This window comes from Alphaproteobacteria bacterium, assembly GCA_035625915.1.
In the GTDB taxonomy this organism is placed as follows: domain Bacteria; phylum Pseudomonadota; class Alphaproteobacteria; order JACZXZ01; family JACZXZ01; genus DATDHA01.
On record DASPOR010000224.1, the window covers coordinates 1 to 24,218 of the forward strand.

Annotated in this window: 22 protein-coding genes and 1 tRNA gene; 14 read left to right on the plus strand and 9 right to left on the minus strand. The window is 63.4% G+C overall.

The window, feature by feature from the left end; all coding sequences use genetic code 11:
• Positions 1-221: 221 nt before the first annotated feature.
• The gene (locus VEJ16_18160; GenBank protein HYB11587.1) at positions 222-1,175 is read left to right on the plus strand and encodes a lysylphosphatidylglycerol synthase transmembrane domain-containing protein; all 954 of its coding nucleotides are present in this window, start codon (positions 222-224) and stop codon (positions 1,173-1,175) included.
• A complete protein-coding gene (locus VEJ16_18165) occupies positions 1,172-2,617 on the plus strand; it encodes a glycosyltransferase (protein HYB11588.1) in 1,446 nt (481 codons plus the stop codon). Before VEJ16_18160 ends, VEJ16_18165 begins: the two co-directional genes overlap by 4 nt.
• A 37-nt stretch (positions 2,618-2,654) precedes the next feature.
• Here VEJ16_18165 and VEJ16_18170 read toward each other — a convergent pair whose 3' ends face one another.
• The 4 genes from VEJ16_18170 to htpX form a co-directional block, all read right to left on the minus strand.
• Positions 2,655-4,325, minus strand: a complete 1,671-nt coding sequence (locus VEJ16_18170) for a heparinase II/III family protein (protein HYB11589.1) — start codon at positions 4,323-4,325, stop codon at positions 2,655-2,657.
• Positions 4,326-4,362: 37 nt separating this feature from the next.
• Positions 4,363-5,028 (minus strand): ribulose-phosphate 3-epimerase, encoded by a 666-nt coding sequence (rpe, locus tag VEJ16_18175; GenBank protein HYB11590.1) that lies wholly within the window; start codon positions 5,026-5,028, stop codon positions 4,363-4,365.
• A gap of 68 nt (positions 5,029-5,096) precedes the next feature.
• A complete protein-coding gene (locus VEJ16_18180; GenBank protein ID HYB11591.1) occupies positions 5,097-6,419 on the minus strand; it encodes a transcription antitermination factor NusB in 1,323 nt (440 codons plus the stop codon).
• Between the two features lie 124 nt (positions 6,420-6,543).
• Positions 6,544-7,410, minus strand: a complete 867-nt coding sequence (htpX, locus tag VEJ16_18185) for a zinc metalloprotease HtpX (GenBank protein HYB11592.1) — start codon at positions 7,408-7,410, stop codon at positions 6,544-6,546.
• 104 nt (positions 7,411-7,514) lie between these two features.
• On the opposite strand from htpX, the gene VEJ16_18190 reads away from it, so the two are divergent.
• The 3 genes from VEJ16_18190 to VEJ16_18200 all read left to right on the plus strand — a co-directional run bounded on the left by VEJ16_18190 (position 7,515) and on the right by VEJ16_18200 (position 9,453).
• Complete coding sequence (locus VEJ16_18190) at positions 7,515-7,724, plus strand: DUF1674 domain-containing protein (GenBank protein ID HYB11593.1); 210 nt, start codon at positions 7,515-7,517, stop codon at positions 7,722-7,724.
• Between the two features lie 13 nt (positions 7,725-7,737).
• Entirely contained in the window at positions 7,738-8,646 is a 909-nt protein-coding gene (locus tag VEJ16_18195) for a pirin family protein (GenBank protein ID HYB11594.1), read from the plus strand.
• Between the two features lie 75 nt (positions 8,647-8,721).
• Positions 8,722-9,453: an FkbM family methyltransferase gene (locus tag VEJ16_18200; GenBank protein ID HYB11595.1), complete on the plus strand. Its 732-nt coding sequence runs from the start codon at positions 8,722-8,724 to the stop codon at positions 9,451-9,453.
• Between the two features lie 13 nt (positions 9,454-9,466).
• Here VEJ16_18200 and acs read toward each other — a convergent pair whose 3' ends face one another.
• The 5 genes from acs to tsaD all read right to left on the minus strand — a co-directional run bounded on the left by acs (position 9,467) and on the right by tsaD (position 15,022).
• Positions 9,467-11,401 (minus strand): acetate--CoA ligase, encoded by a 1,935-nt coding sequence (gene acs, locus VEJ16_18205; GenBank protein HYB11596.1) that lies wholly within the window; start codon positions 11,399-11,401, stop codon positions 9,467-9,469.
• 137 nt (positions 11,402-11,538) lie between these two features.
• Entirely contained in the window at positions 11,539-11,910 is a 372-nt protein-coding gene (locus VEJ16_18210; GenBank protein ID HYB11597.1) for a Rieske 2Fe-2S domain-containing protein, read from the minus strand.
• Positions 11,911-11,914: 4 nt separating this feature from the next.
• Entirely contained in the window at positions 11,915-12,328 is a 414-nt protein-coding gene (locus VEJ16_18215) for an EVE domain-containing protein (protein HYB11598.1), read from the minus strand.
• A gap of 95 nt (positions 12,329-12,423) precedes the next feature.
• Positions 12,424-13,434 (minus strand): NAD(P)H-dependent glycerol-3-phosphate dehydrogenase, encoded by a 1,011-nt coding sequence (locus VEJ16_18220; protein HYB11599.1) that lies wholly within the window; start codon positions 13,432-13,434, stop codon positions 12,424-12,426.
• 523 nt (positions 13,435-13,957) lie between these two features.
• Complete coding sequence (tsaD, locus tag VEJ16_18225; protein ID HYB11600.1) at positions 13,958-15,022, minus strand: tRNA (adenosine(37)-N6)-threonylcarbamoyltransferase complex transferase subunit TsaD; 1,065 nt, start codon at positions 15,020-15,022, stop codon at positions 13,958-13,960.
• Positions 15,023-15,098: 76 nt separating this feature from the next.
• On the opposite strand from tsaD, the gene VEJ16_18230 reads away from it, so the two are divergent.
• From VEJ16_18230 to VEJ16_18270, 9 genes are all read left to right on the plus strand, one after another.
• Positions 15,099-17,288: a uroporphyrinogen-III synthase gene (locus VEJ16_18230; GenBank protein ID HYB11601.1), complete on the plus strand. Its 2,190-nt coding sequence runs from the start codon at positions 15,099-15,101 to the stop codon at positions 17,286-17,288.
• A 28-nt stretch (positions 17,289-17,316) separates the two neighbouring features.
• Positions 17,317-18,735, plus strand: coding sequence for a heme biosynthesis HemY N-terminal domain-containing protein (locus VEJ16_18235; GenBank protein HYB11602.1), 1,419 nt, complete (start codon positions 17,317-17,319; stop codon positions 18,733-18,735).
• 206 nt (positions 18,736-18,941) lie between these two features.
• Positions 18,942-19,016: transfer RNA gene (locus VEJ16_18240), tRNA-Thr, on the plus strand.
• A 307-nt stretch (positions 19,017-19,323) separates the two neighbouring features.
• Positions 19,324-20,508, plus strand: coding sequence for an FAD-dependent oxidoreductase (locus tag VEJ16_18245; GenBank protein HYB11603.1), 1,185 nt, complete (start codon positions 19,324-19,326; stop codon positions 20,506-20,508).
• A 64-nt stretch (positions 20,509-20,572) separates the two neighbouring features.
• Positions 20,573-21,376, plus strand: a complete 804-nt coding sequence (locus VEJ16_18250) for a TylF/MycF/NovP-related O-methyltransferase (GenBank protein HYB11604.1) — start codon at positions 20,573-20,575, stop codon at positions 21,374-21,376.
• Positions 21,377-21,416: 40 nt separating this feature from the next.
• Complete coding sequence (locus tag VEJ16_18255) at positions 21,417-22,001, plus strand: SIS domain-containing protein (GenBank protein ID HYB11605.1); 585 nt, start codon at positions 21,417-21,419, stop codon at positions 21,999-22,001.
• Positions 22,002-22,008: 7 nt separating this feature from the next.
• Positions 22,009-22,581 (plus strand): HAD family hydrolase, encoded by a 573-nt coding sequence (locus VEJ16_18260; protein ID HYB11606.1) that lies wholly within the window; start codon positions 22,009-22,011, stop codon positions 22,579-22,581.
• 103 nt (positions 22,582-22,684) lie between these two features.
• Complete coding sequence (locus VEJ16_18265) at positions 22,685-23,443, plus strand: transaldolase (GenBank protein HYB11607.1); 759 nt, start codon at positions 22,685-22,687, stop codon at positions 23,441-23,443.
• Between the two features lie 34 nt (positions 23,444-23,477).
• Positions 23,478-24,218, plus strand: a 741-nt coding sequence (locus tag VEJ16_18270; protein HYB11608.1) for an SDR family oxidoreductase, incomplete at its 3' end; no start/stop codon positions are given.

The window sequence follows — 24,218 nt, forward strand, 5'->3', positions numbered from 1 at the left end:
TTTGATTTTATTCATGCTCATCTGCGGTGACCAACTTTCGTTAGAATAGGCGTCACGTTTTACAATTATACATAGCACGAAGCAAGCTCACGATTGTCAGGCCCTGACCCGCATCGCGCTCGACCCCCCACCTTGCCCCCAAGCGTCTCCCCTGATATCAAACGCGGCGCGGCGCCCCACAGGCAGTGCCCGGACCGTCTAATTCAAGGCAACCCACTCGGATGTGGAAGTTTCTGGCCAAGGTGGGCGTATCGGCCCTACTCATCTGGCTCTTGCTGCGTGGGCAAGACGTCGGCGCACTCTGGCGGCAGCTCCTGGCGGTCGAGCGTCTACATTTGATTGCTGCGGCAGCGGTGCTCTGGCTGCTCGCGATCCCCTCGGCCCTTCGCTGGTCGAAAATCCTCGAGGCGATGGGGCGGCCCCTTGGCTTGCGCGCAACATTCCCCCTCGTCCTGATCGGCCTTTTTTTCAACCTGACGCTGCCCTCCTCCTTCGGCGGCGACGCCGTGCGAATGTGGCGGGCGAACCGCGCCGGTTTGCCGGCGGCAACCGCCGTCTTGAGCGTGATGGTCGACCGTCTTATCGCGCTCGCCGCACTCTTGCTGCTCGTGCTCGCGGCCCTTCCGCTCTTCTTCGCACGCGTGGCCGACTCCCGCGCTGAGATTGGAGTCTTGCTTCTGCTCGGGATTGGATTTTTCGGCTTCGCCATCGCGATAGCGCTCGACAGGCTGCCTTTCTCGCTCGAGCGCTTCCGCATCGTGCGCGGGATCGCACAGCTTTCTGCGGAATTGCGAAACGTCCTCCTGACACCGGGCCGGGCGGCGCCGACGCTTCTTTACAGCCTCGTCAATCAAGGTGGGGTCATTGTCGTCGTGGCGATCCTGGCGAAGGGCCTCGGCCTGGCCGTGAGCTGGCCCGATTGCCTCGTCATCGTGCCGCTCGCCGTTCTTGCGACGGTCATTCCGATCTCGGTCGCAGGTTGGGGCGTGCGCGAGCAGGCATTTGTGACGGGATTCGGCTTGCTTGGCGTGCCTGCCGGGGGTGCATTGACGCTCTCGGTGCTGTTCGGTCTCGTCAACACCGTGATAAGCCTTCCGGGCGGTCTCGTCTGGCTCGCGTCGGGCGAGCGCCGGACGGGAAAGAATCGGATGACGATGGGGATGGACGGCGAATGAGCCTGGATCCAGGCCGTCTCTCGCCCCGCAAACGGGCCATATTGGCGCGCGCCGAGCGACAAGCGCGCGAGCGGCCCGATTGGATCGCACGCAACGCCTATTATTATGAGGAGGATCGACGTTACCTCGACTTCCTGGTGCCGCCGGGTGCGAGCGTGCTGGAGCTTGGCTGCGGCATCGGCGACAGCCTCGCCGCCCTCAGACCGTCGAGGGGCGTTGGGGTCGATTTCAGCCAAGCGATGCTCGAGGTCGCCAAGGCCCGGTATCCCTTCCTCGAGTTCCATGAGGGCGATGTCGAGGATCCTGCAACACTCGATCGCCTGGGCGGACCGTTCGACGTCATCCTCGTTTCCGATACGATCGGCGAGCTCGAGGATTGCCAGACGACATTGCGGCAACTTCACAAGCTCTGCTCGTCGGACACCCGCGTCATCATCAGCTACTACTCGGCGATGTGGGAGCCCATCCTCGAACTCGCCGAATGGATGGGCCAGAAGATGCAGCTCGAGCCACAAAACTGGCTCTCGTCGGATGACATCTCGGCCCTCGTCGAACTCGCCGGTTTCGAGGTCGTGAAGCGCGAATGGCGCCAACTGATACCCAAGCGATGCTTCGGGTTCGGCCGATTCGTCAATCGCTACATAGCGCCACTTCCCCTCGTGCGCAGGCTCGCCCTCCGTAACTACGTGGTGGCGCGACCGCACCCGAAGGAAGATTCGAGCCTGCTTTCCGCAACCGTCCTCATTCCCTGCAAGAACGAACGCGACAACATCGAGCCCGCGATCCAGCGTCTGCCGCGATTTTGCGAGGATCTCGAGATCCTCTTCGTCGAGGGCGGCAGCACCGATGGCACGCGCCCGGAAATCGAGCGCGTGATCGATGCCTATCCGGAGCGCAATATCCGCGTGCTCACGCAGCGTGGGAAGGGAAAGGGCGATGCGGTGCGCACGGGTTTCGAGGCGGCAAGCGGCGACGTCCTGATCATCCTCGACGCGGACCTGACCGTGGCGCCGGAATGGATTCCCCGGTTCCACGAAGCCATTCGCTCGGGACGCGGCGAATTCATCAATGGCTCGCGCCTCGTCTATCCAATGGAGGATCAGGCGATGCGGTTTCTCAATCTGGTCGCGAACCGCGTCTTTTGCTGGCTCTTCAGCTGGCTCCTCAACCAGCGCTTTACCGACACGCTCTGCGGCACCAAGGCGCTCAGCAAGCATCATTACCGGGAGATCGCGGCCAATCGCGACTATTTCGGCGACTTCGACCCCTTCGGCGATTTCGACCTTATCTTCGGCGCGGCGAAGCTCAATCTCAAAGTCGTCGAGGTGCCCGTGCGCTACGCCAGCCGGCGATATGGCGAGACGCAAATCTCGCGCTTTCGACACGGCTGGCTGCTACTGCGGATGGTGATCTTCGCGTTTCGCAAGCTGAAGGCGTTTTGAGCGGATTCGAGTTCCCGGATCTCTGAGCCGCAAGGGATTATGTCGGGATGCGACGGAGCGACCATTTGACATGCGCTTCCTCGCCGGCGAGCGTGCTTTCGAGGACGATCTGCTCGGTGCGCCGACCGCCGGCCGAAGCGCCGAGATAAATGCTTTCTTCGAGCGTCAACCTCCCGCCCGCCGCATCGAAACGAAAGGCCGCACCGCTTGGCAGACGCAGGAGGGTCGCGGTGCGATCGTGAACGATCGACGCCCGAACGTCGGGATGGAGATGAAAGCGTACCGCCAATCCGAGCGCATCTCCGGATCGGATGCGCGTCAGACGATCTTCGCCGCGAATATCGGCGCCGTCGGCCGCGAGATAAACGCGCCTGCGGTGGAGGACGCCAAAGGGCGGCTCGTAGCCGTCATGACTTGAATCGATCAGCACCGCCCCATCCACCTCTTCGCGCCGGCAGAGCACATGCTTCGGCCGGCGGCCGAGGCGACCGTCGCCCATGATCTCGGAGGAATTTGCGTTCGCGAGCGCCAGCGTCGAATGCGCGGCAGTCGCGCGTTGTGCGACCAGCCATTCGTCACTCGCATAGGCGCGCGCTCCGCAATTCACGATCATCCGCTCCCGCCCGTGGCTGAGTTCGAAGCTGAGCGTGCCCGCGTGGGCGCGGCCGTCGCTTTCGGGTGCGGCCGGCGTGCCGGTATCCATGACGATGAGAACCCGTCCTGCTGCGAGGCGCTGAAAGCCGGTGTGCGGTGCTGCCGATGGCGCAGTCCCCTGGGCGTTGGCTGCGGCGAGGGCGGTATCGATACCGGCCGCGTCGCCTTCGGCCGTGTGATTGAAAAGTGCCAACCCGCCGTCGCCGTGCCGGAAAAAGCGCACCATCGGCGCCATGCGGTCGATTGCCCCCTGAAGTCCGCCGGGCTGCTCGTGCTTGCCGGCCACGAGGGCTGCACGCACGCCGACCAATGCATTGAGGATATCGAGCTGAAGGGCAGGTGAGCGCTGGAAATGTCCGCCGTCTGGAAGGACCTGCCGGTCGACCTCCCGAAGAAGCAGCGCCAGTGCGCGTTGAAGCGGTTCGTTCGCCCGCGATAACGAGATTCTCGCATAAACGAGTCCGACCGCAGCACCAAGCCGGCTGCTGCCGTCCGGCCCGAGCGAAGGGGTGCCGAGCCGTATCACGCGCTCGAGATGGCGCGCTTGGCGCGCCAAGGCGCGGAGAACTTCGGCCCTGAACGAGTCATCCGACCCCTCCGTGAAGAACGGGTATTCCGCAAGCCAGGCAATGAGACGCCGGCCGAGGACGTCGCCGCGCCAGGGAAGCGGCGACCACTCGCTACAGCGTTCGAGCCAACCGGAGATGAGCGCGCGCGCGCACTCTCTTGCCGCCTGCGATCCTTCGGCGCGCAGATCCGCGAGCCAGCGAAATCCGTGAAGCGCTGCTTGGACCTCCTCGCGGGCCGGCATGGCGAAGGGATTGCTCGCCGTAATGCGGTCTCCGGCGATCGCGAATTCTCCGCGCATTATCTCGCTTCCACGCCGCACGTCGCCGGCGGCGACGGCGATGTTCTGCGCCAAGCCATTGGGTGAGGTGCCGAGGAGCGACAAGCGGTAGATCCCGCTCGCAAAGACCACGCGCTCGAAGTCTGCGCGGACTCGATCTTGGAATTGCTTGAGGTTTGCACGCGAGGATGCGGGCGCGCGGATCATCGGTGCATCCAGTCACCGGCCGCACGATTGCATCTCATCACGCATGCCCTCTGAGCTTTGCGATGTTGCTGGCATAGGCGGCAGGGCCGCCGCCGAAGGTCGCGGTACCCGCAACCAGCACATCGGCGCCGGCCTCGACTGCAAGGCGCGCGGTCTCGAAATTGACGCCGCCATCGACTTCGAGGTCGATCGGCTTGCCGAGGCCGTCGATGCGAGCGCGAAGGGCCTTGATTTTGTCGAGCTGCGAGGAAATGAACGCCTGCCCGCCGAAGCCAGGATTGACGCTCATCACCAGCACGAGGTTGAGTTCGGACAGCACATAGTCGACGGCGTTGGCAGGGGTTGCGGGATTGAGCGAGACGCCAGCGCGCTTGCCGAACGATTTGATGAGCTGAATGGTGCGATGAAGATGCGGGCCCGACTCGGGATGCACGGTGATGATATCGGCGCCGGCCTCGGCGAAGAGCGGGATATAAGGGTCGGCCGGCGATATCATGAGATGGACATCGAACGGCAAGGGGCTGTGCGGGCGAATTGCCTTCACTGCAGCGGGTCCGATCGTGATGTTCGGCACGAAATGTCCGTCCATGACGTCGATATGGACATAGTCCGCACCGGCGGCCGTGATGGCGCGCACCTCCTCGCCGAGCTTCGCAAAGTCGGCGGACAGGATCGACGGGGCAATGCGCACGGCACGTTGCATGTGACGCTTCCTATCAGCTTGGCCTGAAGCCCGCAAGCCGCGGAGGCGACGGGGGCAATGGCGCCCGCTCAGAGTCGCTCGAGCCGGCAGGCGTAGAAACCGTCGAGCCCGCCTTCGCCGGCAAGATGGCCCGGATGAGTCCGCAAGTCGCCGTCATCGTTGATAAGTGCCCCGATGCCGCCGACCTCGGCGGGCACGAGGGTGCGTCGCCGAAAGGGGACATCCTGGTCGAGGAACGCCCGGATGCGCAGCGGCCCTTCCTCGGGCTGCAGCGAGCAGGTGGAAAAGACGAGGAGCCCACCTGGCCTCACCATCTCGGCCGCCGCATGCAGCAGGCGATCCTGCTCAGCCGACATGCGGGCGACGTCTTCGGCGGTCTTGAGGTGCGCCACATCGGGATGACGTCGGATCGTTCCCGTCGACGTACAAGGGGCGTCGAGCAGCACCGCGTCGGCCGGCGATTCCGGTCGCCATGTCTCCGCATTCGCGGCAACGAGATCGGCCCTCAGACCGAGTCGTGCGAGGTTATCCGCAACACGCTTCAGCCGCGTGGCGGAACGGTCGAGTGCGGTCACGTGGCCGCCGCCAAGGGCGAGTTGTGCTGTCTTGCCACCGGGGGCCGCGCAAATATCAAGGACGTGCTTGCCAGCCACCTCGCCGAGCAGCCGGGCGGGAAGTGCCGCCGCCGCATCCTGTACCCACCAGGCCCCTTCGGCGAACCCGGCGAGCGCACTTACCTCGCCGACGACCGGCCGTCGCAGGGTTCCCGTTGGCAAAACCACGGCGCCGAGCCGCTCGGCCCACGCCCCCGGCCTCTCTTTGACCGTCAGGTCGAGGGGCGGCTCGGTCAAATGCGCCGCGGCGATCGCCCGGCAAACCGACTCGCCGTAAGCGGCACGCCAGCTTTCCCAAAGCCAATCGGGCGTGTTGATCCGCACGGCGTCCTGGCCTGCGACGAGAGCCTCTCCTTCGCTCGCGAGGCGGCGCAGGACCGCATTCGCAAGCGACTTGAAGCCGCCGCGATCGACCGACTCGGCAAGCATCACCGTTTCGCTCACCGCGGCGTGCGCGGGAACGCCGAGGAAAAGCAGCTGTGCGACGCCAAGTCGGAGAAGATGATGCGTGGCCCTCGCCTTGGGCGGCAACGGGTGACGCAGGCAGTGCGCAACCAGCGCATCGATCTGGCCGAGCCGCCGCAGCACCGTGGCGACCATGACATGAACGAAGGCTCGGTCGCGCGCCTCGAGCGCGGCGAGTGCCGGGTGGCTCTCGAGCAATTCGTGGAACGGCGTGTGGCGATCGAGAACCTGGGCGAGGATGTCGAGTGCAGCCCCCCGTGCCGCCGGAGGCTGCTGCTGCATCGATGCCGATTTAGGCGCTCGCGGGCTCACGAAGGCTCGTCTCGTTGAAATGAGGACTGCAGAATAGCGCCACGGCCGGGATTGGGGCGGCCAGAATGGGCGGATAGGGCGGCCTCGACAAGCCCCAAGGTCTCGCCTATCCCCAAGTAAGCGTCTATCCCCAAGGCCCGCTGACGCCGGCCATCTCCCGCAGGCGCCGGATGCGGTTGGCGGTTGAAGGGTGACTTGCAAAGAGGCCGGCCATGCGCGCGCCCGAGAGCGGATTCATGATGAAGAGATGCGCCGTCGCAGGATGTGCCGCGGCAATCGGATTCGGGACGCGTTGCGCATAGGCGTCGATCTTTTCGAGTGCGGAGGCGAGCCACAGGGGATGGCCCGATATCTCCGCCCCACCGCGATCCGCCTCGTATTCGCGCGAGCGGCTGATCGCGAGCTGCACGAGCGTTGCCGCGATCGGCGCCAGGATCGCGACGAGTATTACGCCGATGAAGCCGAGCGGATTGTTGCGACTGTCGCGCCCGCCAAAGGCGCCGAAGAACAAAGCCAAGTTCGCGAGCATGCCGATCGCACCCGCAACGGTCGCGGTGATCGTCATGGTGAGCGTGTCGCGGTGCTTGATGTGCCCGAGCTCGTGTCCGAGCACACCGGCGAGCTCCTGCTGATCGACGGTGTTGAGAAGGCCCGTCGTTACGCACACGGCCGCATGCTCCGGGTTGCGGCCGGTTGCGAACGCATTCGGCTGTTCCTGGTCGACGACGTAGATGCGCGGCATCGGAATGCCGGCGCGGTCGGCGAGCTGCTCGACGATGCCGTAAAGCCCAGGTGCCGCCGCACGGTCGACTTCGCGCGCGCCATAGAGGTTGAGCACCAACTTGTCCGAATTCCAATAGGCGAACAAGTTGGTTGCCGCCGCCACCAGCAAGGCGACAATCATGCCGCCCTGGCCGCCGACGACATAGCCGACGACCATGAAAATAGCGGTGAGTGCCGCGAGCAGCAGACCGGTGCGAAAGATGTTCATGACAAGCCGCAAAATGGTTGAGCGCGTCAGAGGGTCAAATGGGGACGAACCGGGCCTTCGTTCAAGGCTTGGCAGGCGCCGCCTGGCGACCTAAGGTTACCCCCATGAGCGAGGCTCGCATCGGCAAATCCGGCCAAAACCCTGCGGCTGACGACACCAATACCTCGACCGCCCGGCCGGATGCCCCCGCCGAGGCCGACGCATCGACACGCCTCAATAAAAAGAAAATCGTACCGGAAACGGGCGGGCCGAGCGGCCCCGAGCCGACACGCTATGGGGATTGGGAGCGAAAGGGCCGTTGCATCGACTTCTGATGAAGAGGGATCGATGAGCTGGCATCCAGGGGAAGAGGCGGCGTGCAAGCAGGGTACGGGCGCGATCGAAACGACCGTCACGCCAAGGCCTAGGGACCTCGGCGGGTTCGAGGTGAGACGGGTCCTGCCGGCGATTGAGCGCCGGATGGTCGGCCCCTTCGTGTTCTGGGACCATATGGGTCCCGTGTCGTTTCCAGCGGGCAAGGGCATCGATGTCCGCCCGCATCCTCACATCGGTCTCGCGACCGTCACCTATCTTTTCGAGGGCGAGATCGTGCATCGCGACAGCCTCGGGACCGTGCAGACGATTCGGCCCGGCGAGGTGAACTGGATGACGGCGGGCCGTGGCATCGTCCATTCGGAGCGCACCGGCTCCGATCTGCGCGGAAAGGGTTCGCGCTTGGCCGGAATCCAATCCTGGGTGGGATTGCCGGAGGCCGAGGAGGAGACCGCACCCTCGTTCGTTCATTACGGTGCCGACGCATTGCCCATGTTCTCGGGCGAGGGCAAGAGCGTTCGCCTCATCGCCGGATCGCTTTACGGCCGGACCTCTCCTGTGCGGGTGTCTTCCGAGATGCTCTATGCCGATGTGTCGCTTGAAGGGGGTGCGGTATTTTCCGTTCCGACCGAGCATGAGGAACGCGCCGTCTATATTGTGCAGGGCGCAGTCGAAATCCTCGGCCGACATTATGCCGAGGGACAAATGCTCGTGCTGAGATCTGGCGCCGAAGTCACACTCTCCTCGCCTTCGCCGGCGCACGTCATGCTGCTCGGCGGCGCTTCGCTCGGGGCGCACCGCCATATATGGTGGAACTTCGTTTCAAGCTCCCGCGAGCGCATCGAACAAGCCAAGGCGGATTGGAAGGCCGGCCGATTCGCGATGGTGGCCGGCGATCCGGAGTTCATCCCCCTACCTGAATAGCCCGACCCAATGGGAGGTAGCCCACTTCGGCCCGATCCCAAGTTCGATTGCTTGCCCCCATCCCCGAGGGACGACTTGTTCTATTCGTTTCGGAAGAAATTCCTCCATCGCCGGCACCGCAGAACCGATCACTATTCGGTCTTCCGTTGGCGCGATCTCAATCTGTTGCTCGACACGAAGGATTATGTCGCACGGAAGATCCTGATCGGCGGTGGGTTCGAGCCGGATTTTCTTGCCGCGGTCGAGGACGCCGTAGCACGGCGCAGTCCGGAAATCTTTGTCGATGTCGGCGCCCATTTCGGGCTCTATGCCTGCGTTGCCGCAAGCCACGGCGTGGCCGAAATTCACAGTTTCGAGCCGAATCCGAGGCTGGCGGCCTTTCAGCGCGCCAATTTCGCAATGAACGGCTTTTCGGGTATCCACGTCCATGAGTGCGCGCTCGGCGACCTCGACGCCGACGATCGGGAATTCCTGGTGTCGCCGCGATCGAATGCCGGCCTCTCGAAAGTGGGCGGCGCGGTACCGAACCAAAACTGGCAGTCCCGAAGGATATCCCTGCGTCGTCTCGACGGGTTGCTCCCGCACGCCGACAAAAGTGCCGTGCTCAAGGTCGACGTCGAGGGTGGCGAGCAATCCTTCCTCGCGGGCGCCGAGCGATTTCTCCGGGAGAATCGGTGCGTGCTCTTCATCGAGATCAACGACGATCTTGAAAAGACCAGCCGGCAACTCGGCGCGATGGGCTACGAACGGACGCGAGCGTTCGCGGATAATAACTACTGCTTCGAGACCCGCCGCGATTTGCCCTAACGATCGCGCGGCGTCATTTGTTCATGCGATTGTCCACGAGATCGTCGACGACATGTGGATCGGCGAGCGTGCTCGTATCGCCGAGCGCGTCGTATTCGTTGGCGGCGATCTTGCGCAATATGCGCCGCATGATCTTGCCGGAGCGGGTCTTCGGCAGTCCCGGCGCCCATTGTATGAGATCGGGAGACGCAATCGGGCCGATTTCCCTGCGAACCCACTGGACGAGTTCCTTCCTGAGCGCTTCGGTCGGCTCGGCACCCGCTTTCAACGTGACATACGCGTAGATCCCCTGGCCCTTGAGGTCGTGGGGATAGCCGACAACGGCCGCTTCGGCAACGAGCGCGTGGGCCACGAGGGCACTTTCGACCTCGGCCGTACCGAGACGATGGCCCGAGACGTTGATCACATCGTCGACGCGCCCAGTGATCCAGTAATAGCCGTCCTCGTCGCGCCGGCAACCGTCGCCCGTGAAATAGAGGCCCTTGTAAGCCGAGAAATAAGTCTGCACGAACCGCTCGTGATCGCGAAAGACGGTGCGCATCTGGCCGGGCCAGGAATCGGCGATGCAAAGATTTCCCTCGCACGCACCTTCGAGCACCGTGCCGGCGGCATCGACCACGACGGGTTTGACGCCGAAAAACGGGTTGGTCGCCGATCCCGGCTTGAGCGCCGTCGCACCGGGCAGCGGCGTGATCAAGATGCCGCCCGTTTCCGTCTGCCACCAGGTGTCCACGATCGGACAGCGATGCTCGCCAATGACCCTGTGGTACCAGAGCCAGGCCTCCGGATTGATCGGCTCACCCACGCTGCCCAAGAGACGCAGGGACTTGCGCGACGTCTTTTCGACGGGCGCTTCGCCTTCTCGCATCAGCGCGCGGATTGCGGTCGGTGCCGTATAGATGATGCTCACCTTGTGCTTGTCGCACACCTGCCAAAAGCGCGAGGCATCCGGGTAGTTGGGCACCCCCTCGAACATCAGCGACGTAGCGCCATTCGCGAGGGGGCCATAGACGATATAGCTATGCCCCGTGACCCACCCGACATCCGCCGTGCACCAGTAGATGTCGCCGTCGTGATAGTCGAAGACGTACTGGTGTGTCATCGAGGTAAAGACGAGATATCCGCCCGTGGTATGCAGAACGCCCTTGGGCTTGCCGGTCGAACCGGAGGTATAGAGGATGAAAAGGGGGTCCTCCGCATCCAGGTGTACCGGCTCGCAGTTCGCAGGCGCCTTCGCGACGAGATCGTGCCACCAGAGATCGCGCCCCGCCTTCCATCCGACATTGCCGCCGGTATGCTTCAGCACAATCACGTTCTTGACGGTCGGGCACGCCTCGAGGGCTTTGTCGGCGTTCGCCTTGAGCGGCACCTTGCGGCCGCCGCGCAGGCCCTCATCCGCCGTGATGAGCAGATTCGAGTCGCAATCCTGGATGCGCCCCGAAAGGCTGTCCGGCGAAAAACCGCCGAACACGACCGAGTGGATGGCGCCGATGCGCGCGCAGGCGAGCATGGCGACCACGGCCTCCGGAACCATCGGCAGGTAAATGGTGACGCGATCCCCCTTCTTGACGCCAAGGCCGAGCATGACATTGGCGAACTTGCAGGTTTCCGCGTGCAATTCCTTGTAGGTAATGTGCTTGCTATCCTTCGGGTCGTCGCCTTCCCACAAGATCGCGATCTGATTGCCGCGCGTCTTCAGGTGGCGATCGAGGCAGTTGTATGACGCGTTCAGTTTCCCGTCGCTGTACCAGCGAATATGCACGTCGCCTGTGAAGGAGCAGTCCCTGACTTTCGTATAGGGCTTGAACCAGTCGAGGCGCTTTCCCTCCTCGCGCCAGAACCCTTCGGGATCGTCGATCGAGCGCTTGTACATGGCGCGGTACTTGGCCTCGTTGCACCAGGCCTTCTCCGCCCAACCGTGCGGAACCGGGAATACCTGATCGTCCATAACGTTCCCTCGAATGCTAGGGCTTTTCGGGCCACGGCCCTCGCCCTGTGGGCGCGCCGCTCTCGGGTGCTGCGGCGGCCAGGAATTATCGGAGAAAGGTACCTGACAGACAAGCGCCGTGGCAGCCTCGAACGAGCTCAAGCCCGTGCCGCTGATCCCGTACCGCCGCCAAGAATCACCATGCCGTCCGCGATCCCGACAGGTACCGGCTCGAGGCGCTGGCCATGGCAGGGGCCGGCGAAGCAAAAGCCGTCATAGACGCGAAACCGTGCGCCGTGGGTTGCGCAAAGAATGTGACGCTTGTCGTAGGTCATGAAGCGATCCGGGATCAGGTCGAGGGGTGTGCCCACATGGGGACAACTGTTCACGTAGCCGTGGACCCGCTTGCCCTGGCGGAAGACTGCGATAAGTGTCTGCTCGGACCCTTGGCCGAGGGTAAAGCCGCGCCCCTCGCCCTCGGGGATCTCATCGAGCCGGCAGAGGATCAGGGGACGGACGCGATCGCTCATGCTGCTAGGGCTTCACACCCGCCATTTTGCAGAGGATTCGCCACTCCTCCGCCCCGATGGGCACGACCGAAAGGCGCGATTGGCGGACGAGGGCGAGGTTGCCGAGCCGCGGCTCGGCCTTGATCTCGGCGAGCGTCACGGGCCTTTCGGCCGGCATTACCGGCTTCAGGTCGACCATGCCAAAGCGGCCCGTGGGGTCGGTCGGGTCGGGATGATAGAGCGCGCACACCTCGGCGATGCCGACGATGCGCCTCTCGTCGCCCGAGTGATAGAAAAAGCCGCGCTCGCCGATCTTCATGGCCTTCATATTGTTGGAGGCTTGGTAATTGCGCACGCCGTCCCAACCGGTCGACCCTTTCGCCACGAGATCGTCCCAGGAGAACTCCTCGGGTTCCGATTTGAAAAGCCAGTGCGCCACGACGCTGTCCCCGAACCTTCGAGCAGTCTTTCCGCTTTGCGGCGTCACAATATCCGATGAATGGCCCCTCGGGATAGCGTCCGTCACTTGCGACGCTAACTCTGCAGTCGCTCATTCTTGAAAGGGCGCGCCAAAAGCTTGGCGACGGTGTCGTCGATCGAGGCACCCCGATGCAGGATTACGTGAACGGCCGTAGAGATGGGCATCTCGACACCGAGTTTTTTCGCGAGCTCGACCGCCGAGACTGCGGTTGTGACTCCCTCCGCGACCGAGCGGCGCTCGGCGAGAACATCGTCGAGCTTGCGTCCTTCTCCAAGCGCTGCGCCCAGGGAGAAATTCCGCGATTGCGCCCCGTTGCAGGTGAGCGTGAGGTCGCCGAGGCCCGAGAGCCCCATGAACGTCTCGGGACGCGCACCTTTCGCGATGCCGAGGCGGGCCATTTCGGCAAGTCCCCGTGTGATGAGGGCTGCGCGCGCATTGTCGCCGAGGCCGCATCCCGCCACGATGCCGCAGGCGATCGCGATCACGTTCTTGACGGCGCCGCCGATTTCGGCACCGGCAAGATCGTCGCTCAGATACGGTCGAAACCTCGCACTGCCGATCGCGGCCACGAGACGCTCACCCATGGCCTTGTCGCGGCAGGCAAGCGTCAATGCAGCCGGCAATCCGCGTGCGACCTCCGATGCAAAGCTTGGCCCCGAAAGGACCGCGAGCGGTATTGCCGGTAGGCACTCGACCGCGACTTCGCTGAGCAAGGCGCCGGTGCGCTGTTCGATTCCCTTGGCGCAGATCACGACCGGCGTTCCCGCCCCGATATGCGGCGCCAATCGGGTCGCGATCGAGCGCAGCGCCTGGGCGGGTGTTACGAGCAGGAGCGCATCGGCCTTCGCGATTTCCGCAAGCGAGCCCGTGGCGCGCACCGTTGGATCGAGTGCCACCCCGGAAAGGTAGAGCGGATTTTCGTGATGGCCATTGATGGCTTCGACGACCTCCGGTTCATAGGCCCAGAGCATCGCCTCATGTCCGGCCCGGCGCACGACGAACGATAGGGCCGTACCCCAGGCGCCGGCGCCCACAATACCGATTCGTTGAATTTTCCCGGCCATCGCGAACAGCAATCCCTCAATGCAGCACGGGCCACGCGTGTGGTGGATTTGAAGGTCCTATGATTTTGGCGGCGGCCGCGTCTCGGAACTTCAAATCCGAATACCACACTAGATACGATAATTTGCTCTTGTGGCTTTGAATCCGAAATCCGCTCCCGCCCCCAAATGTGGCGAATTTCGGATTCGCCACACTAGTGTGGTGGATTTGAAGTTCCTAACATTTCGGTGGCATCCGCGTTTAGGAACTTCAAATCCGCATACCACACTAGATAGAATATTTTGCTCGTGTGGCTTTGAATCCGAAATCCGCTCCCGGTCCCGCCTCCAAATCTGGCGGATTTCGGTTTCGCCACACTAGTGTGGTGGATTTGAAGTTCCTAACATTTCGGTGGCATCCGCGTTTTGGAACTTCAAATCCGCATACCACACTAGATAGAATATTTTGCTCGTGTGGCTTTGAATCCGAAATCCGCTCCCGGTCCCGCCCCCAAATCTGGCGGATTTCGGTTTCGCCACACTAGCCTCACGCCTTCACGCCGGCGCCAATCGCCGCGGGGGCGTCCGGGTCGAGCGGCCAACGCGGCCGCGGCGCAAAGTCGAGCCGATCGATGAGGCCGAGCTTCAGACGCTCGACGCCCGCCCACGCAATCATCGCGGCATTGTCCGTGCAAAGCCGCGGCGGCGGTGCGAGGAAGCGGAAGCCGGCTTCGCCCGCGACGCGTTCGAGCCGGTGGCGCAGGGTACGGTTAGCGGCAACGCCACCCGCGACGACAAGTGTATTCGCATCGGCATGGTGATGACGGAACGTCTTGAGCGCCTTTGCGGTCCGGTCGGCGAGCACGTCGGCAATGGCAGCCTGGAAGCTCGCGGCGAGGTCGGCCACGTCTTGCCGGTCGAGCTCGGCGCTGCCGGTGAGGCGGGACTCGATGGCCATTCGCACCGCGGTCTTGAGACCGGAGAAAGAAAAATCGCATCCGGGCCGCCCCAGAAGCGGGCGCGGCAGCGAAAAGCGCTTCGGATTCCCCGCCCGTGCGGCGTCTTCGAGTGCGGCACCCCCGGGGTAGCCGAGGCCGAGGAGCTTCGCGCATTTGTCGAACGCCTCGCCCGCCGCGTCGTCGACCGTCGTGCCGAGCCGGCGATATCGCCCGACGCCCTCGACGGCCAAGAGCTGGCAATGCCCGCCCGAGACGAGGAGCAGGAGATAGGGAAATGCCGCATCCTCGACAAGACGTGCCGAAAGCGCGTGACCCTCGAGATGGTTTATCGCGAGAAAAGGCTTGCCGGTGACCGCCGCAATCGCCTTTCCCGTCATGACGCCGACGATGACGCCGCCGATGAGACCGGGGCCGCCGGTCGCGGCGACGCCGTCGAGCTGGCCGAAACCGAGGCCCGCCTCGTCCATCGCCTCCGCCACCAGGCGATCGATATGTTCGAGGTGCGCGCGTGCCGCGATCTCGGGCACGATGCCGCCATAGGGACGATGCGCCTCGGCCTGGGAGAGAAGCCGCTCGGCCAGCACTTTGCGGTCGTCGCGCACGACGGCCGCCGCCGTCTCGTCGCAGCTTGTCTCGATGCCCAGGATGATCATGCCGGCCGCAGTCTAGCTCATATCACCTCGACGCACCCCCTTTCCTTGGCGCGCGGATATCGGTAGAGCTTGAATCATGCGCGTCCTCATCACCCGGCCCCGCGCGGAGGCGGAAGCGCTCGCCCAGTTCCTTCGGGCTCGCGGCATCGAAAGCACGATCGAGCCGCTGCTCGAGATTGAGCCCATCGCAACACCTGCACCCTCTCTCGATGGCGTTGCAGCGTTGCTTTTCACCTCGGCGAACGGTGCGCGCGCATTCGCAGCCGTTGAAAGCAGACGCGACCTTCCGGTCTATGCGATTGGCGCACGCACGGCCGAGGTGGCGCGCGAAGCGGGCTTTGCGAACGTGGAGAGTGCGGACGGCGATGTGGCGGCACTTGCCGCCCTCGTGCGGCGCAAGGTCGATCCTGCGAGCGGAGCGCTGCTGCATGGTGCCGGTGCCGCCGTAAAGGGCGATCTCGCGGCGATGCTCGCACCCGACGGCTTCGAGGTGCGGCGTGTGACGCTCTACGAGGCCGTGCCGGCAAAGGCGCTGTCGAGTGCAGTCGTGGCGGCCCTTCGCGATGGCTCGCTCGATGCGGTCCTGCTATTCTCCGACCGAAGTGCCGTAACTTTTATCCTTCTCGTGCGCAGCGCCGGCGTGGAGGAAACATGCGCGCGGCTGATCGCATTTTGTTTGAGCCCGTCGGTCGCGGAAGCAGCAAGTGCCGTGCGCTGGCGTGCGGTGCGAACGGCGTCGCGGCCGGAGCAGGCGGCCCTTCTCGATCTTCTGGCGTCGTCGACATTCCCGAGTGGCGTGGAAGATCCAGCACCGATGAACAAGGCCGATAGCGTGACGGACGCGAAAGACAACAAGCCCGAAGACGCGGCGGAGACTCAGGCGACGCGGGTCATTCGCGCTTTCGGGGGCATCCGTCCCATGGCGGCGAAGCTCGGCGTGCCGGTCACCACCGTCCAAGGGTGGAAGGAACGCGGTACGATCCCGGAGCCGCGTGTCGCCGAAGTGCTTGCCGCGGCGGCGAAGCAGGGGGTTTCACTTTCCGACCTCGATCTCAAGACTGATTTGAACGGCAAACTCCAGGCTCCGGACGAGATTGCCGCGGCCTCGCCTGGAACGCCGCCGCCGAAGCCGACGCCGGAAGTGCGGACAGCCATTCCGTCCATCGCCTCGCGGGGTACTGTCGAAGACGCTCCGGTGCGCGAGCCAACGCCCGCTGCCAATCAACAGCAAGCTAACCAATCGACAAAGGAGGCACCGCCCCCGTCGGCGGTACGGCGCCCTATCGGCTCCCGTGCGGTTGCGACGGCACTTTGGGCCGCGGCGTTCGCGGGGCTGATCCTTGCCGGTACGTTGAGCCTTCCTTACTGGGCTTCGCTCGTCGGGCTCGAACCGCCCGCGGATCGCAGCACTGCCGTGTCCGACCGAGAGGTTCAAGCGTTGCGCACGCGGCTCGAGACGCTCGAGAGTCGCATCGCGGCCCCACAACCCGAGGCGACGGCCGGCGCCAGCGCCGAGCTCTCGGCAAAAACGGCCGAACTCGGCAGTGAGGTTGGCGCCATCGAGCGACGCATCAAGGCTCTCGAGGCGAGCCTCGGCGATCTCGTCAACCGCCCGGAACCGAAGCCCGGGGCCGATCCCGAGAAACTCGCGGGCCTCGCCGATCAGACGGCGTCGCTCGGCCAACGTGTCGCGGCCCTCGAGGTGCTGACGAAGAATAGCAACGAGGCGACTGAACGGCGTGTCGCACTCGTACTCGCGGTCGGTCAGCTTCGGGACGCGCTTTCCCGCAAGACGTCCTACGACAAGGCGCTTGCGGCGGTTGTGGCCCTCGCCGAAGGCGATGCCGCACTCGCGGGGCCGCTTGCCGAGCTCAAGGTGCATGCGGCCACGGGGATCGCGACGCGCACGGATTTGACGTCGCGTTTCGACGCCGTAGCCCTCGCGGCGGCGCGCGCTTCGGCCGAGCCGGCTGGCTCGAGCTGGACCGATGAGGCTCTTGCCCGTCTCTCGCGACTATTCGTCGTTCGCCGGGTGAACGGCGATGTCTCGGGCGAGGGTGCGGATGCCGTACTTGCGCGCGCGGGGGCAAGGATTGACGCGGGGGATCTTGCCGGGGCTGTCACCCAGCTCACAGGTCTCAGCGGCCGGGCGGCCGACGCGGTCAAACCATGGCTGGAGGAGGCAAAGGCGCGGCTCGCCGCGGACCTCGCCCTCGACGAAATCGGTAGCTACGCGATCAAGCACCTGGATGAGGGCCGGTCTTGAGCCCCTTCGTCATGGGGAACGACGCGCGATGATCCGGGCAACCGTTTATCTTCTGGTTTTCGCCGTGCTCGCCGCGGCCGTGGCCTGGGTCGCGGATCATCCGGGTGCGGTCACGCTCACCTGGCTCGGCTATCGCGTCGATACGGACGTCGCGGTCCTTCTCGCAGCGCTCGCGCTTCTCGCCGCCGTCGCCATGATTCTCCTCTGGGCGCTGCGCCTCGTTTGGGGGACGCCGGGCAGAATGATGCGCCATCGGCGCGAGAGCCGCCGGCTCAAGGGCTATCGCGCCTTGACCCAGGGCATGGTCGCGGTCGCGGCAGGCGATGCCGACGAGGCGCGTCGGCAGGCGCGTCGGGCCGACGTTCTGCTCGGCGAGCCGCCACTCACCCTGCTGCTTTCCGCCCAGGCCGCACAGCTCAACGGCGATGAGGCGGCGGCAAGCAAATATTTCACTGCAATGCTCGATCGTCCCGGGACCAGGTTCCTGGGCTTGCGCGGGCTCATCGTCCAGGCGCGAAAGAAGGGCGATACGCCCGCGGCACTCGATCTTGCGCGGCGCGCGCGGGAGCTGCGGCCGAACACAGCATGGGTGCTGACGACGCTTCACGAACTCGAGTTGCGCGCAGGCGAATGGCTTGCGGCGGCGGACACGGCACGGCTCGCGACGCGCGCGCATGCGATGACGACGGCCGAGTCCGAGCGCAATCGCGCCATCGCGTTCTATCAAGCGGGCAAGGCGGCCGAGGCAAGCGGAGACAAGGACGCTGCCCTTCGCGACGCGCGCAGGGCGGTCGACCTCGATCCCTCCTTCACGCCGGCGGTGGTGCGCGCTGCGAGCCTCTGCGCAAATGCGGGCAAGCATCGTCGCGCGCGGCGTCTCATCGAAGAGGCGTGGTCCCGCGCACCCCATCCCGACCTGGCGGCGGCCTATCTCGCACTCGAAGACGACCAGGATCCGCTAAAACGCCTGATGCGCATGCAGCGGCTCGTGTCCCGCCGACCCGCCGATCCCGAAAGTCACCTCGCCCTCGCCCAAGCGGCCCTCGATGCCCGGCTCTGGGGCGAGGCGCGACACGCGCTCGAAGCCCTTGGAACGCGCGCGGATCGTGGGCTGACGGCGCGGGCCTGTCGGCTCTGGGCAACGCTCGAGGAGGCCGAGCATGGGGATGGGGCGGCTTCGCGCGCGTGGCTTGCGCGGGCGACGACGGCGACACCCGATCCAGCCTGGACGTGCGAGCAGTGCGGGACCGCCCATGCTGCCTGGGCGCCGTTCTGCGCACACTGCAGCGCCTACGACAAGCTTCATTGGCGAAGCCCCGCGCATACCCCGCAGCTCTCGAGCGAAGGTGCTTCGACAGCGGTGACAGCGGGGGCTTCGGCCGACGCGAGAGGACTAGAAGCACCCCGGCCCGCCGAAGCCGCGACCGATCTCGGCGCTGCCTCTTAAGCGCTAATTCATTAATGCGATTGACAATATCGCCGTGCGCCCGCTCGCGCGAAGGTGCCAGGGCCCGCGCAATGACGAAGGCTTGCGATGCCGGCTGTGGCCGAAGCAGCGTTCGCGCACGGTTGACGGATGGGGACCGCAAGCGTAGCTTCCGCAACCTTATCGAGGCCGCTCAGCGCCCGTGCCGCAACGGCCTTCTGCACGGCGCCGACGTAGCTCAGGGGTAGAGCAACTGATTCGTAATCAGTAGGTCCGCAGTTCAAATCTGCGCGTCGGCACCATCAAGCCCAAGCCCCGACACGCCGCCGCTGAAAGCGCGAACGCATCGATTTTACTTGGCCTTAGTCGGGCCGAAGATGCTTGACAGGTGCTGGTGGATTATCGATCTTCGCGCGGACTTCATCTGGGGATTCAAAGCTCCATCCCATTCCCATGCAAAGGCGGCGCGGATGCCGGTGAGAATGCTTTTCTGCTTTTGTTCCCTCCCACGCGAATTGTGGGATTGCGGCACGGCATGGGCCGCCGGGTTCCGCGGTGGACGTGCAAAATGTTCGGCATGAATCGACGCCGCGGAGGTCGGACCGGATCGTGAAGAAGGCCCTCATCATCGGCGGCGGTTTTTCCGGCTGTGCCGCGGCACACCAGCTCGCCCTCATGGGCGGTTGGGACACGACGGTCATCGAAAAGGGTCCGCATCTCGGTGCGGGCGTGCGGACCGTCACGTATGGCGGTCACCCCCACACATTCGGGCCGCGTCATTTCCTGACGCCGATGGAGCACGTCTTTCAATTTTTGAATTCCTATGTGCCGATGCGCCGATGCGCGGATCATCAGTTCCTCACCTACATCGAACGGGACGAGGCTTTTTACACCTATCCCATTCACCGCGACGATTTGTCGCGGATGCCCGAACGCAAAACCATCGAGGCCGAGCTGTCGTCCATCAGCGCAAACGCCATAAGCCGATTGTCGAAGGACGAACTCGCCGGCACCACGCGCCAGCAGCTCATGCAACTCAACGGGGCTGGGGCCGCGAAGAATTTCGAGGAGTTCTGGATCTATTCGATCGGCGAGACTCTCTACCGCAAGTTCGTCGACAATTATTCCCGCAAGATGTGGATGATTCCGGACAACAAGCTGATCGACGATTTCACCTGGTCGCCCAAAGGTGTCACGATCAAGGAGGGTCCGCGTGCCGCGTGGGACACGGCGATCTCGGCCTATCCGATCGCATTCAACGGCTACAACGACTATTTTCGGATTGCGACGGCGGAAGCAAAAGTCTATCTCAACACCGAAATCGAATCCTACGACATCCCCAGGAAAACGGTCGTGATCGGCGGCCGAAAGAGCACATTCGACATCATCGTGAATACGATTTCGCCGGATATATTGTTCGCATCGTGCTATGGGGAGCTACCTTACGTCGGCCGGGAGCTGCATCTCATCGTGCTGCCGGTCGAATTCGCCATGCCGGAACATGTATATTTTTGCTACTACGCGGGCCCGGAGCGTTTCACACGCCTTGTCGAGTACAAGAAGTTCACGCTCCATAAGGCGCCGACCACGCTCATCAGTCTCGAGCTTCCCTCGACGAAGAACAAACTCTATCCGATGCCGTTCGAATCCGAGAAAGCCAAGGCTAAAAAATATTTCGCGGAAATGCCCGAGGGCGTCTTTTCGATTGGCCGCGCCGGCAGCTACCTCTACAACGTCGACATCGACGACACGATCGATCACGCCATGAAGGTGGCGGACAAGCTGAGATCCTGAGGACGATCCTCGCGGACGGCGGTCGGGGCGGCACCCGCAGCCCGCATTATTCGGGAGCCATACGATGCCCAAAATTCAGGAATCCGAACGGCACAAAGAAGCACGCGAGCATGCCCCGATTGGGATCGAAGGCGTGCGCGGCGAGCCCTGGGTGAAGCTCGGCAATGGTGCTGCCCTCGCCGACTGGAACAAGGACGAGGAAATCGCCTACAACCAGACAAATCGCCAGACCGAGAAGGCGCTCTTTTTCCGCCGCACATTCGATTTTTTGACCGATAACCGTATTCGCGGCGACTACCACGAGTATGGCTGTCACCGGTGCCGCACATTTCGAATGGCATTGACGGAGGCCCGGCGCCATGATCCGGCCGAAATGAAGTTCTGGGCCTTCGACAGCTTCGAGGGGCTGCCCGAGCTTCGCTCGGAGTCGAGTGTGGAGATCTGGAAGCGCGGCGCCCTCACCACCGCGGAAGACGAATTTTTGCGCATGGTTCGTGAGCATGGCATCTATACGGATCGCGTCAAGACCGTCAAAGGCTTCTATTCGGATTCGCTGAGCCGCGCGCTTCAAAACACGTTCGTGGCGAATGAGAACAAGATCGCGTTGGTCAATATCGATTGCGACTTGTACGAATCCGCCGTGCCGGTGTTCGATTTCATCGACCCGCTGCTGCAGGAAGGATCGGTCATCTACATCGACGACTTGTTCGCTGGCTTCAAGGGAACCCCTATGAAAGGTGTCGCGCGGGCGTTTCTCGAGTATCAACAGAAGACACGCTGGCGCTTCATCCGCCACTTGGATGTCGGCTGGTGGGGCCGCTCCTACATCGTCTATCTCGAGAAGGGACCGTTGACGGGAGTGCTCTAGCCAACCCGTCCACGCGCCGCGCGCTGAGGGAAATGCGAACATGAGTCACGCCGACACCTATTTTGGCGGGGTTGCCAAAATCGCAGCCGATATCGATCGCGGCATCGTGGAGCGTTTGGCGAAGGAGCTTGCGGCACTCCGCGAACGCGGCGGGCGCCTCTTTATCCTTGGCGTCGGCGGCAGTGCCGGCAACTCGAGCCACGCGGTCAACGATTTCCGCAAGCTCTGCGGCATTGAGGCCTATGCACCGGTCGACAATGTCTCGGAGTTGACCGCGCGCACCAATGACGAGGGATGGGACACGGTCTTCTCCGAATGGCTCAAGATCAGCCGCGGGAACGAGAAAGATGCCGTGCTCGTCTTTTCCGTGGGCGGGGGAGATGCGGAACGCAATGTCAGTGTCAATATCGTGCGCGCACTCGACGAGGCGAAGTCGCGGCGCATGAAGGTTTTCGGCGTTGTCGGGCGCGAGACCGGCTACACGGCGCGAGTGGGCGATGCCGTCGTTGTGGTGCCGACCGTCGATCCAGCGCTGGTGACGCCCTACACCGAGTCCTTCCAGGCGGTGGTCTGGCACTGTCTCGTGTCTCACCCGGAGCTGCAAATACGCCGGACGAAATGGTGACATGGGCATGGCGGGGCAGCTTTCGCAAAGCCGTGAGCGGGCGGATTTACACGATCGGGCCGTTTTTCTCGACCGGGACGGTGTCCTGGTGCGGGCCTTCGTGCGCGACGGCAAGGCCTACCCGCCGCAGACCCTCGATGAGTTCGAGCTTTTGCCCGGCGTGACCGACGCGGTCCGCCGGTTGAGCGAGGCCGGCTTTCGCCTCGTAGTTGCGACAAATCAGCCGGATGTCGCGACGGGCCGCCAGCGCCGCGACGTGTGCGAGGAAATGCACCGCCGACTTTTGGAGGGCTTACCTATAGACGGAATCGAGGTTTGTTATCATACGGATAGCGATAACTGTCTTTGCCGGAAGCCGAAGCCCGGCATGTTGTTCGCCGCCGCAGCAAAATGGTCGATTCGAACCGATTTGAGCTATATGGTGGGGGATAGCTGGAGGGACGTGGGTGCCGGAAAAGCGGCCGGCTGCAAGACAATTCTTCTGAAGTACAACTACAACGCAAATCTGGAAATTCAACCGGATTTAGAAGTTTTCTCGCTATGGGAAGCAAGTGAGGCAATTCTGCACGGCCATGTATAAGATAAGCGCTGGATAAGAAACCCAACAAAGGCTTGGCGCCCGCCTGGAGGAAGGGGATTGGGTGCGGGTCCACAATGAAAGCGGTCACGAGAGGGGAAGTTCAATGACCAAGGTTCCACACGCGACTGAATTGCGCGTGAAGATATTCGCCGATGGCGCCGACCTGGATGGCATCAAGGCGCTTCACGGCAATCCCTTGATCAAGGGGTTCACGACAAACCCGACCTTGATGCGGAAGGCCGGCGTCGAAAATTACGAGGCGTTCGCTCGTGACGTCCTCAAGGTCGTCACAGAGCGCCCGGTGTCGTTCGAAGTCTTCGCCGATGCGTTCGACGAAATGGAGCGCCAGGCGGATGAGATCGCTTCCTGGGGGCAGAACGTCTTCGTCAAAATCCCGATCACGAATACGAAGGGCGAGTCTGCCGCCTCATTGATCCGCGCGCTCTCGCAACGCAATGTGCAGCTCAACGTCACCGCACTCCTCACGCTCGAGCAGGTGCGTCTCGTCGCAAAAAGCCTGTCGCCGAACGTTTCGGCAATGGTATCTGTCTTTGCGGGCCGCATCGCCGACACGGGCGTCGATCCGATGCCGGTGATGCGCGAGGCGGTCGAGCTTTTGAAGGCGAGACCGAAGGCCGAGCTGATCTGGGCCAGTCCGCGTGAGCTTCTCAATATCTTCCAGGCGGACGAGGTCGGTTGTCATATCATCACGGTCACGCACGACGTGCTCAAGAAGCTGTCCCTCGTCGGCAAAGACCTCGGGGAATACTCGCTCGAGACCGTCCACATGTTCCATAAGGACGCGTCCGCCGCCGGCTATTCGATCAAAACCGCGAGTCGCAAAGTGGCCGCGGCGGAGTAGTGCCGCGCAAAAACACAAAGCAGGAGCTCTATTCGTGACGAAACTGTTCAAGAGTGTCCTTGTCACCGGCGGTGCGGGCTATGTGGGAAGCGTGCTTACGCCAAGCCTGCTCGACGCCGGTTACGAGGTCACGGTTTATGATGCGTGCTACTTTGGGGCCAACCAGCTGCCGCGCGGCAATCCGAGACTGCACATCATCGAGGGCGACATCCGGGACACGAGAAAGCTAGGTGCTGCATTCGAGGGGATCGAAACTGTCTTGCATCTCGCGTGCATTTCGAACGATCCGAGTTTCGAGCTCGATGAAGGGCTCTCGAAGTCGATCAACTTCGATTGCTTCGAGCCGATGGTCGTCGCGGCGAAGAAAGCGGGCGTGAGGCGCTTCGTCTATTGCTCCTCGAGCTCGGTCTACGGCGTTTCCGAAGACCCCAATGTGACCGAAGAGCATCCACTGGTGCCTCTGACGCTCTACAACAAATATAAGGGCCTCTGCGAACCGCTGTTATTCAAGCACCAGTCGAAGGATTTTACCTGTGTTGCGATCCGGCCGGCCACGGTCTGCGGCTACAGTCCGCGCTGCCGCCTCGATCTCTCCGTCAACATCTTGACGAACCTCGCGGTCAACAAGGGGGTCATCACGGTGTTCGGTGGAAGCCAGAAGCGCCCGAACCTGCATATCGACGACATGTGCGACATCTATCTGCGGCTTCTGGAACTGCCGGACGAGAAAATCGACGGCAAAATCTGGAACGTGGGCTACGAAAACCACACCCTG

Bases quoted from the DNA above. Each gene is read 5' to 3' on its own strand.
- VEJ16_18160 (HYB11587.1), top strand. From the start codon at position 222: ATGTGGAAGTTTCTGGCCAAGGTGGGCGTATCGGCCCTACTCATCTGG.
- VEJ16_18165 (HYB11588.1), top strand. From the start codon at position 1,172: ATGAGCCTGGATCCAGGCCGTCTCTCGCCCCGCAAACGGGCCATATTG.
- VEJ16_18170 (HYB11589.1), bottom strand. From the start codon at position 4,325: ATGATCCGCGCGCCCGCATCCTCGCGTGCAAACCTCAAGCAATTCCAA.
- rpe (HYB11590.1), bottom strand. From the start codon at position 5,028: ATGCAACGTGCCGTGCGCATTGCCCCGTCGATCCTGTCCGCCGACTTT.
- htpX (HYB11592.1), bottom strand. From the start codon at position 7,410: ATGAACATCTTTCGCACCGGTCTGCTGCTCGCGGCACTCACCGCTATT.
- VEJ16_18190 (HYB11593.1), top strand. From the start codon at position 7,515: ATGAGCGAGGCTCGCATCGGCAAATCCGGCCAAAACCCTGCGGCTGAC.
- VEJ16_18195 (HYB11594.1), top strand. From the start codon at position 7,738: ATGAGCTGGCATCCAGGGGAAGAGGCGGCGTGCAAGCAGGGTACGGGC.
- acs (HYB11596.1), bottom strand. From the start codon at position 11,401: ATGGACGATCAGGTATTCCCGGTTCCGCACGGTTGGGCGGAGAAGGCC.
- VEJ16_18210 (HYB11597.1), bottom strand. From the start codon at position 11,910: ATGAGCGATCGCGTCCGTCCCCTGATCCTCTGCCGGCTCGATGAGATC.
- VEJ16_18220 (HYB11599.1), bottom strand. From the start codon at position 13,434: ATGGCCGGGAAAATTCAACGAATCGGTATTGTGGGCGCCGGCGCCTGG.
- tsaD (HYB11600.1), bottom strand. From the start codon at position 15,022: ATGATCATCCTGGGCATCGAGACAAGCTGCGACGAGACGGCGGCGGCC.
- VEJ16_18230 (HYB11601.1), top strand. From the start codon at position 15,099: ATGCGCGTCCTCATCACCCGGCCCCGCGCGGAGGCGGAAGCGCTCGCC.
- VEJ16_18235 (HYB11602.1), top strand. From the start codon at position 17,317: ATGATCCGGGCAACCGTTTATCTTCTGGTTTTCGCCGTGCTCGCCGCG.
- VEJ16_18250 (HYB11604.1), top strand. From the start codon at position 20,573: ATGCCCAAAATTCAGGAATCCGAACGGCACAAAGAAGCACGCGAGCAT.
- VEJ16_18255 (HYB11605.1), top strand. From the start codon at position 21,417: ATGAGTCACGCCGACACCTATTTTGGCGGGGTTGCCAAAATCGCAGCC.
- VEJ16_18260 (HYB11606.1), top strand. From the start codon at position 22,009: ATGGCGGGGCAGCTTTCGCAAAGCCGTGAGCGGGCGGATTTACACGAT.
- VEJ16_18265 (HYB11607.1), top strand. From the start codon at position 22,685: ATGACCAAGGTTCCACACGCGACTGAATTGCGCGTGAAGATATTCGCC.